This window comes from Actinomadura macra NBRC 14102, assembly GCF_001552215.1.
Classification (GTDB): Bacteria; Actinomycetota; Actinomycetes; order Streptosporangiales; family Streptosporangiaceae; genus Spirillospora; species Spirillospora macra.
Genome location: NZ_BCQT01000023.1, coordinates 205068 through 226526, shown reverse-complemented (window position 1 = coordinate 226526; position 21459 = coordinate 205068). Strand labels below are relative to the sequence as shown.

The 21459-nt window shown below is 69.8% G+C and carries 17 protein-coding genes and 1 tRNA gene; 15 read left to right on the top strand and 3 right to left on the bottom strand.

Translation table 11 applies throughout. From position 1 onward, the window contains the following. Positions 1 to 183 precede the first annotated feature (183 nt). A complete protein-coding gene (locus AMA02S_RS34270; protein ID WP_218005211.1) occupies positions 184 to 570 on the bottom strand; it encodes a pilin in 387 nt (128 codons plus the stop codon). 618 nt (positions 571 to 1188) lie between these two features. On the opposite strand from AMA02S_RS34270, the gene AMA02S_RS34265 reads away from it, so the two are divergent. The 5 genes from AMA02S_RS34265 (at position 1189) to AMA02S_RS42435 (ending at position 5306) form a co-directional block, all read left to right on the top strand. Then, on the top strand, positions 1189 to 2061 hold the full coding sequence (locus AMA02S_RS34265) for a hypothetical protein (protein ID WP_169806949.1): 873 nt from the start codon (positions 1189 to 1191) through the stop codon (positions 2059 to 2061). Positions 2062 to 2087: 26 nt separating this feature from the next. Further along, positions 2088 to 2939 carry a TRM11 family SAM-dependent methyltransferase gene (locus AMA02S_RS34260; RefSeq protein ID WP_218005210.1) on the top strand — a complete coding sequence of 284 codons (852 nt, stop codon included), beginning with the start codon at positions 2088 to 2090 and terminating at the stop codon, positions 2937 to 2939. Continuing rightward, entirely contained in the window at positions 2936 to 3301 is a 366-nt protein-coding gene (locus AMA02S_RS42440; RefSeq protein WP_157431013.1) for a hypothetical protein, read from the top strand. Before AMA02S_RS34260 ends, AMA02S_RS42440 begins: the two co-directional genes overlap by 4 nt. Before the next feature lie 320 nt (positions 3302 to 3621). Further along, a complete protein-coding gene (locus AMA02S_RS34255) occupies positions 3622 to 4881 on the top strand; it encodes a recombinase family protein (RefSeq protein ID WP_067467134.1) in 1260 nt (419 codons plus the stop codon). After that, positions 4782 to 5306, top strand: coding sequence for a hypothetical protein (locus AMA02S_RS42435; protein ID WP_157431011.1), 525 nt, complete (start codon positions 4782 to 4784; stop codon positions 5304 to 5306). The genes AMA02S_RS34255 and AMA02S_RS42435 overlap by 100 nt, the downstream gene beginning before the upstream one ends. On the opposite strand, the gene AMA02S_RS34250 is transcribed toward AMA02S_RS42435, so the two are convergent. After that, positions 5268 to 5356, bottom strand: a tRNA-Leu gene (locus tag AMA02S_RS34250). The two genes, AMA02S_RS42435 and AMA02S_RS34250, sit on opposite strands and share 39 nt — an antisense overlap. Before the next feature lie 126 nt (positions 5357 to 5482). Between AMA02S_RS34250 and AMA02S_RS34245 the strand changes: the two genes are divergently transcribed. The 3 genes from AMA02S_RS34245 to AMA02S_RS34235 all read left to right on the top strand — a co-directional run bounded on the left by AMA02S_RS34245 (position 5483) and on the right by AMA02S_RS34235 (position 9870). After that, positions 5483 to 6793 (top strand): M20/M25/M40 family metallo-hydrolase, encoded by a 1311-nt coding sequence (locus AMA02S_RS34245; RefSeq protein WP_245667952.1) that lies wholly within the window; start codon positions 5483 to 5485, stop codon positions 6791 to 6793. An 88-nt stretch (positions 6794 to 6881) separates the two neighbouring features. Then, positions 6882 to 7511, top strand: coding sequence for a hypothetical protein (locus tag AMA02S_RS34240; protein WP_067467131.1), 630 nt, complete (start codon positions 6882 to 6884; stop codon positions 7509 to 7511). Between the two features lie 148 nt (positions 7512 to 7659). After that, complete coding sequence (locus tag AMA02S_RS34235; RefSeq protein ID WP_067467129.1) at positions 7660 to 9870, top strand: chaplin family protein; 2211 nt, start codon at positions 7660 to 7662, stop codon at positions 9868 to 9870. Between the two features lie 267 nt (positions 9871 to 10137). Here AMA02S_RS34235 and AMA02S_RS34230 read toward each other — a convergent pair whose 3' ends face one another. Then, positions 10138 to 10323, bottom strand: coding sequence for a DUF5703 family protein (locus tag AMA02S_RS34230; protein WP_067467126.1), 186 nt, complete (start codon positions 10321 to 10323; stop codon positions 10138 to 10140). Between the two features lie 271 nt (positions 10324 to 10594). Between AMA02S_RS34230 and topA the strand changes: the two genes are divergently transcribed. The 7 genes from topA to AMA02S_RS34195 all read left to right on the top strand — a co-directional run bounded on the left by topA (position 10595) and on the right by AMA02S_RS34195 (position 21391). After that, on the top strand, positions 10595 to 13294 hold the full coding sequence (topA, locus tag AMA02S_RS34225) for a type I DNA topoisomerase (RefSeq protein WP_067467123.1): 2700 nt from the start codon (positions 10595 to 10597) through the stop codon (positions 13292 to 13294). A 28-nt stretch (positions 13295 to 13322) separates the two neighbouring features. After that, positions 13323 to 15458: a dTMP kinase gene (gene tmk, locus AMA02S_RS34220; protein WP_067467121.1), complete on the top strand. Its 2136-nt coding sequence runs from the start codon at positions 13323 to 13325 to the stop codon at positions 15456 to 15458. A gap of 104 nt (positions 15459 to 15562) precedes the next feature. Continuing rightward, entirely contained in the window at positions 15563 to 16732 is a 1170-nt protein-coding gene (locus tag AMA02S_RS34215) for a DNA polymerase III subunit delta' (RefSeq protein ID WP_067467118.1), read from the top strand. 360 nt (positions 16733 to 17092) lie between these two features. Beyond that, positions 17093 to 18703: a S8 family peptidase gene (locus tag AMA02S_RS34210; RefSeq protein ID WP_245667951.1), complete on the top strand. Its 1611-nt coding sequence runs from the start codon at positions 17093 to 17095 to the stop codon at positions 18701 to 18703. 230 nt (positions 18704 to 18933) lie between these two features. Then, positions 18934 to 19413, top strand: coding sequence for a low molecular weight protein-tyrosine-phosphatase (locus tag AMA02S_RS34205; RefSeq protein WP_067467111.1), 480 nt, complete (start codon positions 18934 to 18936; stop codon positions 19411 to 19413). 5 nt (positions 19414 to 19418) lie between these two features. Further along, on the top strand, positions 19419 to 20270 hold the full coding sequence (locus tag AMA02S_RS34200; protein WP_067467108.1) for a fructosamine kinase family protein: 852 nt from the start codon (positions 19419 to 19421) through the stop codon (positions 20268 to 20270). 110 nt (positions 20271 to 20380) lie between these two features. Next, on the top strand, positions 20381 to 21391 hold the full coding sequence (locus AMA02S_RS34195; RefSeq protein ID WP_067467105.1) for a TolB-like translocation protein: 1011 nt from the start codon (positions 20381 to 20383) through the stop codon (positions 21389 to 21391). The last annotated feature ends 68 nt before the right edge of the window (positions 21392 to 21459 follow it).

The window sequence follows — 21459 nt, the reverse complement described above, 5'->3', positions numbered from 1 at the left end:
CAGGCGGTGGGGAGACGGCCGGGAACGACGGTGGAGCGATCGGTGCGGAAACCGTCGCGGCTCGCACCGGTTCCGCCGACATCCATAGCCACGCACCCGCTACCAATGAGGTCAGCACGATGACTCTGCCTGGGCGTTTCAGCAGTGCTGTCCTGTCCGATGCAGGCGAACCGGTGGTGGGTGTCATGATGGTTCGCCCACGATGCTCTGCAGCAGTTTGACCAGGACCGGGGCCAGCGCCGCGACCGAGTATCCGATCGCGGCGTACCGCAGCGTCTTCTTGGCTGCCTCGACTTCACCGGGATCACCGCCGGCCAGCATGTAGCGGACGCCGCCGATGGTGGCGAACAGGGTCGCGAGCCCCACCAGCAATCCGGTGATCACGTTGCGCAGGTTGGTGATCACCTCGTCCAATGACGCTGCCGCGGCCAGGTTCGTGCCGGCCTCGGCGACGCCGGGCACCAGCAGCGCGGTCACCGCGCACCCCGCCGACCATGACAGCGATGCGGCCAGCAGCCGCCTGCGGCCGGGGCGCTGTCTGATGGGAGGCGTGGTGGCTGGCGGCTCCACGGTGGGCTGACTGCTGACAGGACGCCGTGGACGGCGGTCGTTGAAGCGTGGACGGACTCGGTTGGTGTGCATGGCAGCAGCTCCGGAACATTCAGCACGTGTACGGACTGCCAGGCGAGATCACCGGCGGATGGCGCTGCCCTGAAGGCTGCGGGTGTCCTCCTCTAATGGGACACGAGGTGGCGGGATGGATGCGGCGGGGACCGGGTCTCGACCGTCCGCCCTTAGAGCAGCACCATCCGCCGGTGATCTCGACTGGCACCCCTGAAGCACCGCGCCACGGTCCCGAATTGGCCTCGATCCCAGCAGGGATTACCGAATCTTGATCATCGATGGTCGGCTGATTCTCACACTGCGCGCCGACGCAACCTCGAGCGGACCAGCGATGTGTCCCCTTGTGCCGTCCGGGGCGCGCGGGGTGCGGGCAAAGGGGCGAGCGGGTGATCTTGACCGGATCCTGGTGCGGTTCGAGGGACAAAACCGGGGCCGACTGCGGTGCTTCAACGGTGTACGGGGATCGGGTGGCCGTCTCGGGTCACCCAGCACATGAACCACACACCGTTTAATCCCGACCAATCACCTGCCGGTCACCGCACCGGTCCGACTACTACCCGCCGGATGGTGCCGCTGACTGTCTGGTTGTGCTCCGACACCACCACCGGCGGCAGCAACGACAACGCGCACCGCACCGGCACGACCAACCCCGCCCGTTCGCGGGCCACCAGCGCAGCGCTGCTGATCTGCCCGCAGCATCGGCGGTCGGTCGGCCGAGAGTTGGCGCGGCATCTGATCAGCACGTGCACCCGGGAGGGCGACGTCGTCGCAGAAGGGTTCACCACCAGCGAGGCCACCCTGGTTGCGGCCGCTGACCTGGACCGCCGCGCCATCGCGCTAGTCCCGCACTTTCCGCTCGCCCAGCACATCGGCACCCGCCTTCGCACCGTGCTTACGCAAGAGCATCTGGGGCGGGTGCAGATGCGTCCCTGCCGGCCCGACCAGATGGCCCGTGGCTTGGCTGACCATATCGGTGACATTGCCTTGGTCATCGCCGCCCCACCAGTGCACGAGACCGGCGGTCGCACGTCTGGGAACAGCAAGCGTGGCTGCCCGGCGTGCCGGGCGGAGGTGTGGATGCTCACCAGCCAGCAAATCGGGTTGTTCCTGGCCGCGGCCTGGCGGGTGCTGCGACCTGGCGGGGTCCTGGCGGTCACCACCACCGCCCGCCACCAGGCCGGACGTCTCATCGACCCCGCTCCACGCATCATCCGGCAGGCCCAAAGGCTTGGGTTCGGCTACTCCCAGCACGTCATCGCCTTGCGCGTGCCCATCGACGGCGACGTCCTGGTCGTTCAGGGCGGGCCCGCCGATCTGGCTCAGCTGCGCGACACTCGCTCGCGCGCTCTGCCGCCCGTCGTCAGCGTCCACGCCGACGTCTGCTTGTTCACCAAACCGAAGGCGCCGCATGACTGGCAGGACGGTGTCACCCGATGAACCATCATCATCCGCTCGCGTCGAGGATGACCTCGGTGTTGGCGACCGGGCAGCGCCCCTCCCGGCTCCAGCGCCGGGGCCGCTACACACCCGAGTCGATGCGCCATCCCGGCAAGATGCTGCCCGCTATCGCCGCCACCGTCATCAACGCCTTCACCCACCCCGGCGACCTGGTCATCGACCCGATGTGCGGGATTGGCACCACCCTCATCGAAGCCATCCACCTGGACCGCGACGCCGCCGGCATGGAGTACGAACCCCACTTCGTCCACCTCACCCTGGACAACGTGCGCCACGCCCACCACCAAGGAGCTACCGGCCGAGCCCAGCTGATCAGCGGCGATGCCCGCAACATCGCTGTCGTCTACGGAGTTTTGCGCGGCAGGGCGGCGCTGGTGCTCACCTCACCGCCGTATGGGGCCCGCACCCACGGACACATCCGCTCCGGCCGCGACAACGGCGGCGGCAAGGTCATCAAACGCCACCACCGTTACTCGGCCGATCGCGGAAACCTCGCTCACCAGCCTTTGACCGGCCTGCTGGAGGGATTCGGCCGCATCCTGGCCGGCAGCGCCACCCTGCTGCGGCCAGGCGGCGTAGTCGCGGTGACCATCCGCCCTATCCGGATCAAAGGCGAACTGACTGATCTGCCCGGACGAATCATCGAGACCGCCCAACGGCACGGCCTGACCCTCGTCGGCCGCCACGCCGCCCTGCTGGCCGGACTGCGTGACGGCGGTCTGGTCAACCGGGCCTCCTTCTTCCAGATGCTGGAGACCCGCCGCGCCCGAGACCGCGGTATCCCCGCCTGCGCCATCGCCCATGAAGACCTCCTGGTCTTTCAACCCACCCTCGGCCTGGAGGAGGCACGCCGATGAACCAGCACCGGCACCGGCACCGCATACGACCGGCGGAAGGCAAGGCGTTGGAAGTGCTGGCACTCCTTCAGATCGGGCTGTGCGGACGCTGCGGACGCGCCCGCTACGCCACCCGCCGCCACGCCCGCCACGCCGCCCGAATCGCCGCACCCGGCACCCGGCTGCGCGCCTACCGATGCGGTGACTCCTTCCACCTGACCACGCCCACCGGCCGACCGCAGCTCATCGCCCCACCCGTCACCGTCTCAAACACGCGTCCAAGGACCGGACTTGACCAGCGCAAACGAGATGAGCGTCGATACGGCGACCGCCGTGATCGCAGGCACCCCGATGACGGACCGGACGAGGCAGGACGGCGGTGACCGGCAGGAGGCTGCGTGTGATCACTCCCGACGAGCCGCCAGGGCTCACTCCAGGTGCAGCTCGGGCGCTGCTGCGGATCTTGCACAAAGCAATCGAGAACCGTTCAGATCCGCATGGGAAGGAGTCGCGGACGAAGTGATCAGACCGTGCGCGGTCTCAGCGCGGCCCTGTCTAAAGGAGCGGCACTGTATCGACCTGTTCTCCATCACCGATAGGAACATTCATGATCGGAAGACCAGGCAATCCGCCACCGCGGGAAGCCGGAAGAGCCAGCGAGATGCGTTCAGGGCCGCCAGAGGTCACCGCGGCGAGATCGGCATTGCTGGTACCGCCGATTCTTCGGTTCGCGTTCTATGGGCGCGTCTCGACCGAGGACAACCAAGACCCGGCGGCCTCGCGTGCCTGGCAGCTTCGCCGGGCCCGGGCGCTCATCGAACCCAAAGGCGGCTCGATCACCGCCGAATTCTTCGACGTGGACAAGTCCCGATCGATTCCCTGGGCTCGCCGTCCGTACGCCTCGGCGCTGATCGAGCAGCTCAAGAACCCAGCACGCGACTTCGATGCGGTTGTCGTGGGGGAACCGCACCGTGCCTTCTACGGCAACCAGTACTCGCTGACCTTCCCGTTGTTTGAGCACTTCAATGTGCCGCTGTGGGTTCCCGAGGTCGGCGGGCCGATCGACCCGGCCAACGAAGCCCACGACATGATCATGGGGGTCTTCGGGGGGCTGTCCAAGGGAGAGCGGAACCGGATCAAGATCCGGGTCCGCTCGGCCATGGCCGCGATCACCGCGACCGAAGGCCGCTACCTCGGCGGGCGCCCACCCTATGGGTACGAGCTGTTCGACACCGGGCCGCACCCCAACCCCGCCAAGGCGGCCGACGGCAAGCGCCTTCGGCGGCTGGTTCCGCATCCGGTGTACTCGCTGGTGGTGAAATGGATCTTCGCCCAGTTCCTCCAAGGCAGGGGCCTGTTCGACATCGCCGAGGAACTCACCCGCGAAGGTGTGCCGAGCCCCTCGGCGGCCGACCCGGCCCGCAACCGTCATCGAGAACAGCGGGCCTGGTCGAAGTCGGCGGTGCGGGTCATCATCACCAACCCGCGTTACACCGGTCGCCAGGTCTGGAACAAACAGCGCAAGGACGAGGTGCTGCTCGATGTCAACGACGTCTCGCTCGGCCATGTGTCCAGGCTCCGCTGGAACGAACGCGACCAGTGGGTCTGGTCCGAGCAGCAGGCGCACGAGCCGCTGGTGTCGGTAGAAGACTTCGAGCGCACCCAAGCCGTTCTGGCCTCACGCGGACGTGGCCCCGCCACCCACAAGCCGCACCGGACCCGGCGCCCCTACGCGTTCCGAGGGCGCCTGCACTGCGGATTCTGCAACGCAGGATGCAAGGGAGCTGGAACAACGACCAGGCGTACTACCGATGCCGGTTCCCCGCGGAATACGCCCTGGCGAACAAGATCGTCCATCCCAAGGTGGTCTATCTACGCGAGGCCGAGATCATCGGCGACATCGACGCCTGGCTCATCACCGCGTTCTCTCCGACGCGGATACAGGCCACGATCCAGACGCTGACCGAGCAGACCACCGGCGGGCAGAACCCGGCCGCCGCCCGGCTGCGCACACAACTCGCCGATTGCGACCGGCGCCTCAATCAGTACCGCGCCGCTCTCAACGCAGGCGCCGATGCCGGCCAGGTAGCGAAATGGATCAACGAGACCGAGCAGGAACGTGCGCGCCTCGAAGGTGAGCTACGCCTGATCCCCGCTGACCAGGCGGTCTCCACAGACGGGCTGGCGGAACTGCTTCGCCAGACCGGAAAACTGGCTCACGCCGTCGTCAGCGCTGATCCTGGTGAGAAGGCGGAGCTCTATGCGCAGCTCGGGCTGAAGATGACCTACTACCCGCAGAAACAACTCGTGGAAGCCAAGATCGTCCCGGCTTCCACATGTGCGAATGGTTGGTGTCCGAGGGGGGACTTGAACCCCCATGCCCCGTAAAGGGCACTAGCACCTCAAGCTAGCGCGTCTGCCTATTCCGCCACCCGGACAGGTTGCAGGCCGCAGCCGGGGCTGCGGCGGGCTTCACCATACCAAAGGTCCCGAGTCGCGGCGAAGTCGATCGTAGGGGCACCATGGGACGTGTACGGAGGACGCTAGGTGCGAAGGTGATGACTGTGGCCCACCAGCCGACCGCTGAGGACGAGGTTGTCCGGCTCTGCCAGGAGCTGATCCGGATCGACACCAGCAACCCCGGGGATCATTCGGGGCCTGGGGAGAGGGTGGCGGCGGAGTACGTCGCCGAGAAGCTGGCGGAGGTGGGGCTGGAGGCGCAGATCTTCGAGTCGCATCCGGGACGGGCGAGCCTCGTGGCGCGGATCGAGGGGGAGGATCCGGGACGGGACGCGCTGTTGCTGCACGGGCACCTGGACGTGGTGCCGGCGCGTAAGGAGGACTGGACGCGGGATCCGTTCGGGGGAGAGATCGCGGACGGGTGCATCTGGGGTCGCGGGGCCGTGGACATGAAGGACATGGACGCGATGATCCTCGCGGTGGCGCGGCAGCGGTTGCGGGAGGGGCGCAAGCCCCCGCGGGACGTGGTGCTGGCGTTCCTGGCGGACGAGGAGGCCGGTGGGAAGTGGGGTGCCCGGTGGTTGGTGGACCGGCATCCTGAGCTGTTCGAGGGGTGCACGGAGGCCGTGGGGGAGGTCGGGGGGTTCAGCCTGACCGTGCCCGGAGACCGGCGGATGTACCTCATCGAGACGGCGGAGAAGGGCATGGGGTGGCTGAACCTGACCGCGAAGGGGACGGCGGGGCACGGGTCGATGGTGCATCCGGACAATGCGGTCACCGCTGTGGCGGCGGCGGTCGCGCGGCTTGGGGCGCATGAGTTTCCGGTGCAGTTGACGAAGTCGGTGCGCGCCTTCCTTGAGCGGGTGTGCATGGCGTACGGGGTGGAGTTCGATCCGGAGCGGCCGGAGGAGTGCCTGGCGAAGATCGGGCCGTTGGCGCGGATGATCGGGGCGACGTTGCGGCACACGTTGAATCCGACGCGGCTGGACGCGGGGTACAAGACGAATGTCATTCCGCAGAGTGCCACGGCTCAGGTGGACGGACGGTTCCTTCCCGGATACGAAGCGGAATTCTTCGCGACTGTGGACGAACTTCTCGGTCCGGATGTCGAGCGTGATTTCGTCCATCACGACCAGGCACTCGAGACCGATTATGAGGGGGCGCTCGTCGAGGCCATGGAGGCGGCGCTGACCTCGGAGGATCCCGGTGCGATGCCGGTTCCCTACTGCCTGAGCGGGGGGACGGACGCCAAGTCGTTCGCGCGGCTGGGAATGCGGTGCTTCGGTTTCGCGCCGCTTCGACTTCCCCCAGAGTTGGACTTTTCCGGAATGTTCCATGGGGTGGACGAACGGGTTCCCGTGGACGGTCTGAAGTTCGGTGCCAGGGTTCTCGATCGGTTTATCGATCGGTCCTGATTTTCTCGCGCATTACCGCCACCGGTGCGATCCGTGGTGCTATGGTTACCGTCTGTAGGGATGAGTCGGGCCATAGAAGGGACGACCGGTGGCGGACGAGCGGGCGCAGACGGGTTTCGTCTCGCTGCGCCGTGTCCTCCGAGGGTTGCTCGTCCTGGCCGGCCTGCTGTTCGCGGGCTGGCTGCTCGGTGGTCTCGCACAGTCGGCGCATGCCGACGAGCTGCCCTCGGCGACCACGATCGTCGAGCCCACGGTGGAGCGTGTGGTGAACGAGGTGATCCCGCCTCATACCGCCGTGGCCTCGCCCGTCGTAGAGAAGAAGGCGTCGAAGCCGGCGCCGCCTCCGGTGAGGGTCGCCTCGCCCGCCAGGCCGCGTCCAGTGGAAAAGGTCGTGCAGGCCCCGCGAGCACCGGAGAAGCGGCAGCGTGCGCTGCCTGAACGTTCTGTGGTGCGCAAGTACAGGGTCACCCGCCACCAGACCGCGGCGCCGGCCGAGGCTCATATTCCGGCTCCCGTTGTCCGGCCGGCGCCTGTTCCGGCGCCCGTCCAGGACGAGTCGACCGCGGCCGGCGCTCTCGTCTTCGGTGGCTCCGCAGGGCTCCCGGGCGTTCTCGTCTGGGCCCCGGCGCAGCCGCGGGCGTCGCTCTCGCACGCCTTGAGTCCGGTGCCCCCGGCCGTCCGCACTGCTGCGGACGAGCCGTCCTTCGCGCCCGACTAGTCCCTGATTCCAGGCTCCGGACCTCCCGCGCGGCTCGGGCGGTTCCGGGACGTGCAGTCGCGGCACGTCATCCCCATGAGATCCGAGTGCGTCGACGGACGCGCACGTCTCGTTCCCTTTCAACGAACAATCCCCCGAACGGAGCATCATGCGAACGTGGGCAAAGGGCACCTCGCGTGCCGCGGTGCTCACCGCGAGCTTTGTCGCTCTCGGTGTCACCGCCATCCCCACCAGCGCCTTCGCCGACATCTCGAACGGTGATGGCAGCGTTCTCGGCGGCAACCAGGTCAACCTGCCGGTCTCCGCACCGGTCGACGTCAGCGGCAACGGCGCGGGCGTCGCCGGTTCGGCGCACGGCGTCTCCAAGGGCGGTGCGTCCGTCGCCGGTGGTGGCGGCAGCGGGCAGAAGGCGTCCGGCAAGGGCAGTGTGGCGTCCGGCAACCAGATCAACGCGCCGATCTCCGCCCCCGTGAACGCCTGCGGCAACGCCGTCGCTGTCCTCGGTAAGGCGGAAGCCGGCTGTGAGGGCGGCGCCACCGTCAACAACGGTGCTGAGGGCGGCGGGGTCACCGATGGCACGAGCGGTGTGGTCGCCGGCAACCAGGTGAACGCGCCGATCTCCGCGCCCGTGAACGCCTGCGGCAATGCCGTGGCGGCTCTCGGCAGGACCGTGGCGGCGTGCGAGGGCGGTGCCAAGGTCAAGAACGGCGGCAACACCGGCGCCGGGCAGGCCACGTCCGGTGTCTCCAGCATCGGCGGCGGAAACCAGGCGAACGTCCCGATCAGCATCCCCGTGGACGCCTGCGGCAACGCGGTCGGCAATGCCCTCGCCGGTTGCGAGGGCGGTGCGTCCGTCCGCAACGGTGGGCACGGGTCGGGTAAGCAGACGACCGGCGGCGTCTCCAGCGTCCTCGGGGGCAACCAGGCCAACGCGCCCATCAGCATCCCGGTCACGGCCTGCGGGAACGCCGGGGGCGTGATCGGTGAGGCGGGTGCCTTCTGCGAGGGCGGCGCGCACGCGCGCAGCAGCTCCGGTGGGGACCAGAGCACCTCCGGGCGGGGCGGGATCCTGGCCGGTAACCAGGGCAACGCGCCCATCAGCATCCCGGTCACGGCCTGTGGGAACGCCGCCGCGGGCATCGGCGGAGCGGCCGCGAAGTGCACCGGCCAGACGCTGGTCACGGGCTCGCACGGGTCCGGCGCCCAGACCTCCGGGGAGTCCGCCGTCGGTGGCGGCAACCAGGCGAACGCCCCGGCCGTCGCCCCGGTCATCATCTGCGGCAACTCCGCCGCAGTCATCGGCGGCGCCGCCTCCGAGTGTGAGGGCGGTGAAGGCGGCTACCAGCCCTACGGCCGGACGAGGGGCACGGACGGGCTTTCGCCGGTCGCCGGTGCGGGCGAGTCCCTGCCGCTGAGCCCGGGGGCGGCCCTGCCCCTCCTGCCGAAGCTCACCGGGACCCCGGCCCAGGGGTCGGACTACCGTCTCGGGGCAGGCGGAACGCCGCCGCTGCCCGGTACCGGGGGTCTGACCGGGTCCAAGGGGCTGCCGGGAGTCAAGGCCCTGCCGGGAACCAAGGGGCTGCCGGGAACCAAGGGGCTGCCGAAGGTCCCCAGGACCCCGAAGATCCCGGGGGCGTCGAAGTCCAGGGCGATGCCCGAGGTGAACGGACTGCTCGGTTCTGGCCGGACGGACGGGATGCGATCCGCCGGTGCGGAGATGCCCGTCACGTCGCTGCCGATCGACCCGTCGGCGCCGATGGGAGCGACCCGGGTTCCGGGCGTGGGGCAAGGCGTGAAGCTGCCCGGGACGCCGGTCGTCCCGGTGCCCTCGTCCTCGCGGACGTCCGAGCCGCCGATCCCGGGCGCCCAGCTGCCGGGCGTGGAAGGCGTCACGTTGCCGCAGGTCGACACCATCAAGGTGCCGGGTCCGAGTGACCCGAAGCTGCTCGGCGCCGACGGTGTCACGGTGCCCGCGGACGACGGTTCAGAGCCTGCGGGCGAGGACGGCTCGGAGCTTCCGAAGGCGGACGCTCCGAAGCTGCCGAAAGTGAACGGCACGAAGCTGCCGGACGCGGACGCTCCGCAACTGTCGGGAGCGACCGGCGGGAACGGCACGAACGGCGCCGAGGCGCCGAGGCCGGCGGGCGCCGTGCCGTCCGGGCTGCCCGTCACCAGCGACGTCAAGGCGCCCCAGACCGACCCGCAGATCGGCCCGCTGAAGCCGGTCGCCGCCCAGGAGTCGATCAGCGCGGGCACCAAGTCCGGATCGATGTGGGTGCTGGGCGTGGCGGCGGTGTTCGCCGTCGTGTCCGGGGCGCTGGCGCTGACGCGGCGGGTCCGGCTGGGTGGCCGCCGCTGATCGGATGTGACCGGCCGGACGGCCGGTGACCCGGCCGCCGCCGGGGCCAGGGTGGTGCAGCCATGGCGCCGGCGGGCGGCGGAGGGGGTCGAGAACGCTTTGCCCGTCCCGGATGCGCGGTCTGGGGCGGGCAAAGCCATGTCGTCAGCGGTTATGATTACGCCATGTCATAGGATTCGTACGTAGTGCTACGCTCTGGGCGCGGACGGACGGGTCACCTGCGACGGGCGGGCTACGGACGTGAGAGACGCGAACCCACGCGGACGGTCAGAACGTGCGGATCTGACGGATGACCTTGCGGCGAAGTTGGATACGGCGGCTACCGTCGGGGTAGAGGCGCAACCGATCGATCTCCCAGCCGCCGTGTTCGGCGTGCTCGGTCAGGATCTGCCGGGCGGTATCACGCGTGGTGCCGCGGGGCAGTGACAAGACGAGGTAGGTGTACTCCACCATTGCGACCATTATTACTTGGTCCACCGGGGGCCGGACACCGTACGGTGGCGGCCCTGTCCTCGCTTGTGCCGGCGGCATGTCATCCTGTCGGGGGCGTGGACGGCGCCGGGAATTGCGCCCGCTCCACCGGGCGGGGGCGATGATCGCAGGGCGGGCCGCGGGAACCGCGGGGCATGACGCGCCGTCATGTGACGTTGTAGGAGCCTGAGCAAGCAGAGCCGAGTAAGCAGAGTCTGAGCAAGAAGACCAGGACAGCGAGGTTGGAGCGACTGTGCCAGCCAAGAACGGCACCGCGGGAAGTGGCCGGAACAATGGCGCCGGTACGCGCCTGGTGATCGTCGAGTCGCCGGCGAAGGCGAAGACGATCGCCGGGTACCTGGGCCGTGGCTACATCGTGGAGTCCAGTATCGGCCATATCCGGGACCTTCCCGGCAGCGCCTCGGAGGTGCCGGCCAAGTACAAGGGCGAGCCGTGGGCCAAGCTCGGCGTGAACGTCGAGCAGGACTTCGAGCCGCTGTACGTGGTCAACACCGACAAGCGGCAGCAGGTGGCCAAGCTCAAGAAACTGCTCGCCGAGGCCGACGAGCTGTTCCTCGCGACGGACGAGGACCGGGAGGGCGAGGCGATCGCCTGGCATCTCCAGGACGTCCTCAAGCCGAAGGTGCCCGTGCACCGGATGGTCTTCAACGAGATCACCAAGGACGCGATCCAGCGAGCCGCCGCCAATCCGCGCCAGCTCAACATGCGTCTGGTGGACGCGCAGGAGACGCGCCGCATCCTGGACCGCCTGTACGGGTACGAGGTCAGCCCCGTGCTGTGGAAGAAGGTCATGCCGAAGCTGTCGGCGGGCCGGGTGCAGTCGGTGGCGACGCGGCTCGTCGTGGAGCGCGAGCGGGAGCGGATCGCGTTCGTCCCGGCGCACTACTGGGACATCGCCGCGCAGTTCGACGCGGGCAAGGACGAGGAGCCCACGGCGTTCAAGGCCGGGCTCATCTCCGTGGACGGCAAGCGCGTGGCGCAGGGACGCGACTTCTCCTCCGAAGGCCTGCTTAAGACCAAGGACGCCCTGCATCTGGACGAGGCGGCGGCGCGCGCGCTGGCTGAGCGTCTGCGTGAGCGTCCGTACTCGGTCAAGTCCGTCGAGCGGAAGCCGTACACCCGCAAGCCGTACCCGCCGTTCCGTACGACGACGTTGCAGCAGGAGGCCAGCCGCAAGCTGAGCTTCTCCGCCAAGTACACGATGTCCGTTGCGCAGAAGCTGTACGAGAACGGCTTCATCACCTACATGCGAACCGACTCGATCACCCTGTCGGAGACCGCGATCACGGCGGCGCGGCGGCAGGCGGCGTCGCTGTTCGGTGGCGAGTACGTGCCGGACAAGCCGCGCGTCTACGCGTCCAAGGTGAAGAACGCGCAGGAGGCGCACGAGGCGATCCGTCCGGCGGGCGAGACGTTCCGCACCCCGGCGGAGACGGGCCTGTCCGGCGACCAGTTCCGGCTGTACGAGCTGATCTGGAAGCGGACGATCGCCTCCCAGATGAAGGACGCGGCGGGCCAGTCGGTGTCGATCCGCGTCACCGGGATCTCGACCCAGAACGAGACGGCGGAGTTCGGCGCGACCGGCAAGACCATCACCTTCTACGGCTTCCTCAAGGCCTACGTGGAGAGCGCGGACGACCCGTCCACCGACCGGGACGACCAGGAGCGGCGCCTGCCGAACCTGGAGGAGAACGACCCGCTGAGCGCGCTCGCCGTGGACGCCGAGGGTCACTCGACCCGCCCGCCGGCCCGCTATACCGAGGCGAGCCTGGTCAAGGAGCTGGAGGAGCGCGAGATCGGGCGGCCCTCCACCTACGCCTCGATCATCGGGACGATCCTCGACCGCGGGTACGTGTTCAAGAAGGGCACGGCGCTCGTCCCGTCGTTCCTGGCGTTCGCCGTGGTCAACCTGCTGGAGCAGCATTTCGGGAACCTGGTCGACTACGACTTCACCGCGCACATGGAGGACGGTCTCGACGAGATCGCCCGCGGTGAGGCCGAGCGCGTCCGCTGGCTGACGCGGTTCTACTTCGGCGCCAACGGCGAGGAGGGCCTGAAGGAGCTGGTCGGCGACATCGGCGACATCGATGCCAAGGGGATCAGCTCGTTCCCGCTGAAGGGCTCGGACATCATGGTGCGCGTCGGCCGGTACGGGCCCTATTTGGACCGCGACGGCGAGCGGGTCAACATTCCCGAGGACATCGCGCCGGACGAGCTGACCGCGGAGAAGGCCGAAGAGCTGTTCGCGCAGCCGAGCGGTGATCGGGAGCTCGGCACCGACCCGGAGACCGGTCACGTGATCGTGGCGAAGTCCGGGCGGTTCGGCCCGTATGTCACCGAGTTGCTCCCGGAGCCCGCGCCGCCCGCCGAGGGGGAGAAGAAGAAGCGGACGAAGAAGGCGGACGCCCCCAAGCCGCGCACCGGTTCGCTGTTCAAGTCGATGTCGCTCGACACGATCACGCTGGACGACGCGCTGAAGCTGCTGTCCCTGCCGCGCACGCTGGGCGAACTGGACGGCGAGCCGGTCACCGCGCAGAACGGACGGTTCGGGCCGTACATCAAGAGGGGCACCGACAGTCGTTCGCTCGGCTCGGAGGAGGAGCTCTTCACGGTCACGCTGGACAAGGCCAAGGAGCTGTTCGCGCAGCCGAAGCAGCGCGGGCGGGGCCGGGCCGCGTCCGCCGCGCCGCTGCGCGAGCTGGGCACGGATCCGGCGAGCCAGAAGCCCGTGGTGGTGAAGGAGGGGCGGTTCGGCCCGTACGTGACCGACGGCGAGACGAACGCGAGCCTCCGCAAGGGCGACGAGGTCGAGTCGATCACCATTCAGCGCGCCGCGGAACTGCTCGCGGAGCGTCGTGAGAAGGTGGCGGCGGGTGGCGGGAAGAAGAAGACGACGACGCGTCGCCGAACCTCCGCAAAGTCCGGCTCCTAGGGACATCTACGCCGATACCCTGACCGACATGACCAGAACGGGCGCCACCCGGCAGCACCCCGCCGAGCCGTCCCCGGGCGTCTCGTCGATCAGACCGTTCCGGCGGCTTTGGACCGCACTATCGGTGTCCGGTCTCGGCCAATGGCTGAGTGTCCCGGCGCTGACCGCCATGGCCGCGGTACTGACCCGCGATGAGGACGCGGCAGCGCGCGCGCAGGCGGTCGGTGGCGTGCTGGTCGCGCTGCTGCTGCCCGCCGTCCTGCTGCCGCCGCTCGCGGGCCTGGTCGCGGCCCGGCTCGACCGCCGGCTGACGTTGCTGATCGCCGACGCGCTCCGGGTCGTCATCATCGTGACGGTCCCGCTGGTGGACGCCCTGCCGTGGACGATCGCCGCCGCGTTCCTCGTCGCGTGCGTGACCGTGGTCTGGGCGACCGTCGCGACCGCGGCACCGCCCGCGCTCGTCCCGGAGGATCTACGGCCCGCCGCCCGCCGGTCGACCGCCCGCGCCGTGTACGGGCCCGCGCCCGTCGCCGCGCTGCTGTTCGCCGTCGTCGCGCTCGTCGCGGACGGGACGTTCGGCGTCGGCGATCGCGCCGACCTCGCGCTGTACGTGACGTCCGCGCTGTTCCTGGCCTCGACCGCCGCCGTCGCCGCGCTCGGCGAGGTGCCCGGGACGGAGCCGATCACCGTCCGGGCGCCGCTGAAGGTCCTCTTCCAGGGGCCGGGAAGCGGGCACGCCGCCCCGTCCGGCCACGCCGCCGCGTCCGCCCCCGGCGTCTCTGGCGCTCGCAAAGCCGGCAATCCGGCCGCTCGCGGTCTCGGCCTCGCGATCACCGGCGGGGCCCTGGCCGTGGCCGCGGTCGTCGCGGTGGCCCGCGTCTACACGGGCCAGCTCGGCGGCGGGGACGCGGGCTACGGCGCCGTCCTCACCGGCCTGACCGCCGGGCTCGGCTTCGGGCTGTTCCTCGGCCCGCGCATCCTCGGCCCGTTCAGCCGCCGCCGCCTTCTCGGCCTCGCGGTCATCGCCGCCGCGCTCGCACTGGTCGTCGTGTCGCTCGTCCAGAACCTCGTCGTCGTCGCGTTCGTGACGGCGTTCCTGGGTGTCGCCGCCGGGGCCGCCTGGTCCACCGCGACCGCCGCGCTCACCGCCCCGGACGCGCCCGACAAGCCGGACGACGACCGCCCGGTCGCCTTCCTGCGCTCGGTCGCACTCGTCACCGCGCTGATCGTGTTCGCCGCCGTCCCCCCGCTCACCGGGGTGATCGGCTCCCGCCGTCTCGACCTCGGCGGCGGCGCCTACGACTTCGACGGGACGGGCGCCACGCTGCTGATCGCCGGGCTGCTGGCCCTGCTCGCCGGCCTCGTCGCCTTCCGCCGCCTGGACGATCGGCACGGCATCCCGCTGGTCGCCGATCTGCGCGCCGCGCTGCAAGGCCGCGTCTACACGCCGCCCGAGCCGGCCGGCCCCGAAGATCGAGTGGTCGCGCGCCGCGAGCGCGGCGTGTTCATCGCGTTCGAGGGCGGCGAGGGCGCGGGCAAGACGACGCAGGCCAGGCTCGCCGCGATCTGGCTCCGTGACCACGGCTACGACGTGATCACCACGCATGAACCGGGTGCCACCAAGATCGGCATGCGGCTGCGGGCGATGCTGCTGGACCGCGACACCACCGGCCTGTCGGACCGCGCCGAGACCCTGCTGTACGCGGCCGACCGCGCTGACCATGTCGCGAACGTGGTCAGGCCCGCGATGGAGCGCGGCGGGATCGTCGTGAGCGACCGCTACATCGACTCGTCCCTGGCCTACCAGGGTTTCGGACGGCAGCAGCCGGTGGACGACATCGCCCGCGTCAACGCCTGGGCGACCGGCGGCCTCGTCCCGGACCTGACCGTCCTGCTGGAGATCCCCCCGCATGCCGGCCTCGGACGGCTGTCGGCCCCGGCCGACCGCATCGAGTCCGAGCCGCGGGAGTTCCACGAGCGCGTCCACGCCGGTTTCCGCGCCCTCGCCGAGACCGACCCCGACCGCTACCTGGTCCTGGACGCGAGCCGCCCGCAGTCCGAGCTGAGCCGCGAGATCCAGTACCGCATCCGGGAGATCCTCCCTGACCCCATCCCGGCAGGCACCGAGGACGTCACAAGCACCTTCCCCATCATCACCGACTGATGTACAGACGCTCAAGCTGCCGGGGGTTCGGATCCAACAGGCGAGCTATTGCGCTCGTGTGATGGTTGAGGTCGCTTTGCCGCAGACCCCCTAGCCTTGAGGGCATGAGCGTGTGGGATGACCTCGTGGGCCAGGAACTGGTTGTCGCGCAGTTGTCGGCGGCTGCCGGGGGTGCTGCGGGTGCTGCGGGCGGGCCGGGGGTGGCGGACGGCATGGCGCACGCCTGGCTGTTCACCGGGCCGCCCGGGGCCGGGCGCACGGCGGCCGCGCGGGCGTTCGCCGCGGCGTTGCAGTGTTCCGAGACGCCGCGCGGGTGCGGGTACTGCCCGTCATGCCACCAGGTGCTCCAGGGGACGCACGCCGACCTTGAGGTCGTCCGTCCGGCGGGCCTGTCGTACGGGGTCAAGGAGACCCGTGAGCTGGTGCTGCGAGCGTCGTCGTCCCCGAGCGGAGGGCGGTACCAGATCGTCCTGTTCGAGGACGCGGACCGGGCGACCGAGCAGGCGGCCAACGCGCTGTTGAAGGCGATCGAGGAGCCGCCGCCGCGCACCGTGTGGCTGCTGTGCACGCCCGCGCCGGACGACCTGCTGGTCACGATCCGGTCCCGCTGCCGTCTGGTGACGCTGCGGACGCCACCGGTCGCGGCGGTCGCGGACGTCCTCGTCCAGCGGGACGGGGTCGACCGGGAGACGGCGGACGTGGTGGCGCGGGCGGCGCAGGGACACATCAGCCGGGCGCGGAGACTCGCGACCGACCCGCAGGCGCGCGCGCGGCGGGCCGAGGTGCTCGCGGTGCCTCGCAGGTTGACGTCGGTGGGCCCGGCGGTGATGGCGGCGGAGGCCCTGGTGAAGGCCGCTGAGGCCGAAGCCAAGACCCAGTCCGAGGAGCTGAACGAGTCCGAGACGTCCGCCCTGCGGCAGGCGCTCGGGGAGAGCGCCAAGGGACGCATGCCGCGCGGTACCGCAGGGGCGTTGAAGGAGCTGGAGGACCGGCAGAAGTCCCGCGCGACGCGGGTTAAGCGGGACGCGCTCGATCGGGCGCTGCTCGATCTGGCGTCCTACTACCGGGACGTGCTGACGTTGCAGCTCGGCGCGGGAAGTGAGCTGGTCAACGCCGAGCTGGGACCGGAGCTGCGGACGGCGGCGGCGGGCGGCCGTCCGGAGGACACGCTCCGCCGGCTGGACGCGATCATGGAGTGCCGGGAGCGGCTGGAGGCGAACGTCAACCCCCTGCTCGCGGTCGAGGCACTGACCTTGGCGCTGCGCACCGGCTGACCGGACCGCGCATCGGCTGACCGGACCGCGCATCGGCTGACCGGACCGCGCATCGGCTGACCGAGCCGCGCACGGGCCGACCGGGGCGAACACGGGAACGACCACAATCTTGATTTCGGACGCAGGACTCACCGCACGACTTACAAGAGATGTCCCCTTTCGTTACATTCTTGTACGCCACTCTCGACAAGAACATCAGTAACGTTCCCTGGCTGAGCCCACCAAAATGGGGCATGCTCCCCCCACGCCAGGAGGTCTGCTTTGCGGCGCGTCCTGATTTCCGCTGCGTGCGCCGTCGTCACGACGACGGCCCTCGCCTTCCCAGCGTCCGCGGCTCCGAGCCCACCCGAGAACGAGGGTGTGACATCGGAGTATGTCGTCCTCTACAAGGAGGGCGTCTCTCTAGGCAAGGCCCACGCCGCCGTGAAGGCCGCCGGGGGCAGGATCGTCCACGAGAACGAGGACGTGGGCGTCGCCACCGTGCGGTCGAAGAACCCGGAGTTCACCACCGACGCGATGGGTCAGCGTGCCCTGGAGGGCGTCGCGCACAACCGCGTCATCGGCCAGGCACCCAAGGCACCCAAGAAGGCCGCCACGACCGTCGAGCGGACCACCGGCACGCAGGGCAAGGTGACCGTCGCGGGCAAGCCCAGCAAGGACGCCGAGCCTCTGGCTGATCTGCAGTGGGACATGAAGCAGATCCACGCCACGAACAAGGGCTCGTACAAGACCGAGCCCGGCGACAAGCGTGTGCTGGTCGGTGTTCTGGACACCGGTGTGGACGGCGACCACCCCGACGTGAAGCCTAATTTCAACAAGAAGCTCAGCCGGAACTTCACCCAGGACATCCCCAAGGACGCCGACGGGAACGAACTGGACGGCCCCTGCGAGTTCAAGTCGTGCGTCGACCCCGTCGACTGGGACGACAACGATCACGGCACCCACGTCGCGTCCACCATTGCCTCACCGCGCAACGGGCTCGGCATGTCGGGCGTCGCGCCGAACGTGTCGCTGGTCAACATCCGCGTCGGCCAGGACTCCGGCCAGTTCTACCTCCAGCCGACCGTGGACGGGCTGACGTACGCGGGCAAGGCCGGGATCGACGTCGTGAACATGTCGTATTACATCGACCCGTGGTTGTTCAACTGCGCCGACAACCCGGCGGACAAGCCCGCCGACCAGCTCGAACAGCGCACCATCGTCAAGGCGACGCAGCGCGCGCTGGACTTCGCGCACAAGCGCGGCGTCACCCTGATCTCGGCCGCCGGCAACGAGCTCATCGACTACACCAAGACCAACGTGGACGAGACGAGCCCGGACTTCCCGTCCGTCCCGGGTGAGAAGCCCTACAAGCGGACGGTTCCGGCGAGCTGCGCGTCGATGCCGACCGAGGGCGACAACGTGATCCCGGTGTCGGCGACCGGCCCGAGCACCCGCAAGTCGTACTACAGCAGCTTCGGCAACGGCTTCATCGCCGTCGCCGCCCCCGGCGGCGACAAGGTGGACGCGCCCGATGGCAAGCCCGACGACCGGCGCGGCATCTGGGCCGCCTACCCCGAGCGCCTCGCGAAGGAGCGGGGGGAGCTGAACTCCGACGGCAGCCCGAAGGTGCCGAACATCATCCGCAGCTGCGTCGACGGCAAGTGCGCCTACTACCAGTCGATCCAGGGCACCTCGATGGCCTCGCCGCACGCCGTGGGCGTCGCCGCGCTGATCGTCAGCAAGTACGGCAAGAAGGACCACAGCAACGGCGGGCTCACGCTGAACCCGCGGATCGTGGAGGGGGTACTGCGTGCCACCGCCACCACCACGCCCTGCCCGAACCCGAACACCGTCGAGTACGTCTGGTACAGGCTCACCGACGGCAAGTGGGTGAAGAACACGTCGAAGCAGACCTGTGAGGGCTCCAAGGGCCGGAACGGGTTCTTCGGTAACGGCATCGTGGACGCGCTGAACGCCGTCAAGCACTGACCCATCCCCAACGCGGCCCCTGACCGCGACCCCCGAACGCGGCCCCTGATCGGACACGGTCAGGGGCCGCGTTGCCGTCCTGTCGCTCCTGCGTCGGACGTCGGCGATATCAGGGCAGCGCGAGATGCGTCCACGGACTGCCGGGAGGGGACGCCGTCGTCGTGGCAGGACCCTGACCTGCGGCGGGGTAGGGGCGTCGGCGAGAGTGGGGGCTGCGGCATGATGGTGCCATGCCGTACCGGGTCACGTTCGTCTGCACGGGCAACATCTGCCGCTCCCCGATGGCCGAATGGGTCCTGCGCCACCACGTCGACGAGGAGGGCCTGGACGTCGAGGTGGACAGTTCGGGCACGGGCGGCTGGCACGTGGGCCATGCGGCGGACTCCCGGACGATCGCGGCCCTGCGTCGGGCGGGCTACCGCTCGGCGCACACGGCCCGCCAGTTCGAGGTCGACTGGTTCGACCGATATGACCTGATCCTGGCGTTGGACGAGGGGCACCTGCGGGCGCTGCGGTCGATGGCGCCGGGCGAGGAGGCGCGCGGCAGGATCCGGCTCCTGCGCGAGTTCGACCCGGACGCGGGCGCCGACCTCGACGTTCCCGACCCTTACTACGGGGGACGCGCCGACTTCGACCGTGCCCTGGAGATGGTGGAGGCGGCGATGCCCGGTCTTCTGGACGAGATCCGCGCCGAGCTCAAGGCCGCCTGACCGCCATGCGCGAGCGGATCGGGCGGCTGCTCGGGACCAGGGTCGACGACCTCGGCGACCTGGGGTCCAGCCATTCCTGGACGCTGCACCGCGCGAGAGTCGCCGACGGGCGCGAAGTGTTCGTGAAGGCCGCCCACGACCGGACCGGCGTCTTCGCTGCGGAGGCGGCCGGGCTGCGCTGGCTGGCCGAGGCGGGGCCCGGCATGCCCGTCCCGGACGTCCTCGCGGTGGACGGGCAGACGCTCGTCCTGCCGTGGCTGCCGTCCGCCCCGCCCACCGCGGAGATCGCGGAGCGTTTCGGACGCGAGCTGGCGGCCCTGCACACCGGCGCCCGGCCAGAGGCGTACGGCGCGCCGTGGGAGGGCTTCATCGCCGACCTCCCGCTCGACAACACGCCGGACCGGCGCGGCTGGCCGGCCTGGTACGCCGAGCGCCGCCTGGACCCGTTCCTGCGGCGCGCGTCCCGCCACCTCTCCAGTGCCGACCTGCGCCTCGTCGAGCGCGTCATCGCCGGCATCGGCGAGCTGGCAGGTCCGCCCGAGCCGCCGTCCCGCGTCCACGGCGACCTGTGGTCGGGCAATGTCCTGTGGACGGACGCCCGAGCCCTGGTCATCGACCCCGCCGCGCACGGCGGGCACCGTGAGACCGATCTCGCGATGATGGCCCTGTTCGGGACTCCGCATCTCGATCGGGTCCTCGCGGCCTACGATGAGACGGCGCCACTGGCGGACGGCTGGCGGCAGCGGGTCCCGCTGCACCAGTTGCACCCGCTGCTCGTCCACCTGGAGCTGTACGGCGGCTCGTACCGCTCGTCCGTCGTCGAGGCGGCCGGTGCGGCGCTCGCCGCGGGAACCTGAGGCATCGAAGTGACAACTCAGCATTTATGGCTGTTTGCCGGAAGGTAGATGAGATAGAAACTACGGGTCGGTAGAGCGGGATCAACGAAAGGCTGGTGCGGGGCAACCCCATGGACGGAAGTTCACGGATCGGCTCGGCATGGAAGGGCCTCCTCCCGGTCGGCGTCGCCACCGGTATGGCACTGGTCATCGGCGGTGGCCTGGACGTCGTCCACCACCGCCAGCGCGCGACGAAGACCGAGCACGCGGCCAAGCCCGCCGCCAAGAGCGAGCAGACCACGTCCCGCTTCGTCGTCGGCGTCCGCGAGGCCGGCACCGCCCTGCTCGTCCGCGATTTTCGAGGCGCCGACGTCGGACTGCCCGTCGCCGCACCGCGCGGCACGCGCTTCCGGCACGTGTCGGCGGTGAAGAGCGGCTCGTTCATCGTCTCGTCCTCCACTGCCCGGCAGGTAACGTTCCAACGCCTCAAAGTGGACGCCAACGGACGTCCCACGGCATTGCAGCCGCTCCCCAAGGCCACCATCTCCGGAGTCTCCACCGCCTATTCCGACCAGGCCGCCAACCCGGACGGCGACCGCATCGCCTACGTCACCTACCGCGGCACCGCGAGCCGCGTGGACGTCGTCTCCGCCCGCACCGGAGCGCGCAAGTCCTGGATCACCAAGGGCCCGGCGCATGTCAACAGCCTCTCCTGGGCCGGCGACACGCTCGCGTTCGTCTGGAGCCCGCTCCGCGACGTCAACGGCAAGGTGACCGAAGCCCGGCACCAGGTGCGCACCCTCGACACCACGGTCCCGTCCGGCGACCTCAAGGTCAGCAAGCCCGTCCTGAACCTGCCGAAGGGCGCCACCAAGGCCGTCCTCACCCGAGACGGCCGGACGATCATCGCCGGCGTCGCCCAACGCGGCCAGGTCACGCTGCAGGCCTTCGCGGTCGGCACCCGCAAACCGACCAAGGTCATCGCGCGGCAGAAGTCGGTGCGACCGAAGGTCAGACTCCACGTCTTGCGCCTCGACACCGACCACACGGGCCGCCACCTGCTCGCCGCCCTCACCGACGGCCGCCTGTACGCGGACGGCACCGCCCTCACTGCCCCGGACCTCACCGACGCCGCCTGGTAACCCGTAGGCCCGCCGTCCGGCGGATCACCGTCCGGGCTACCGCTCAGCGGATCACCGTCCGGAATACC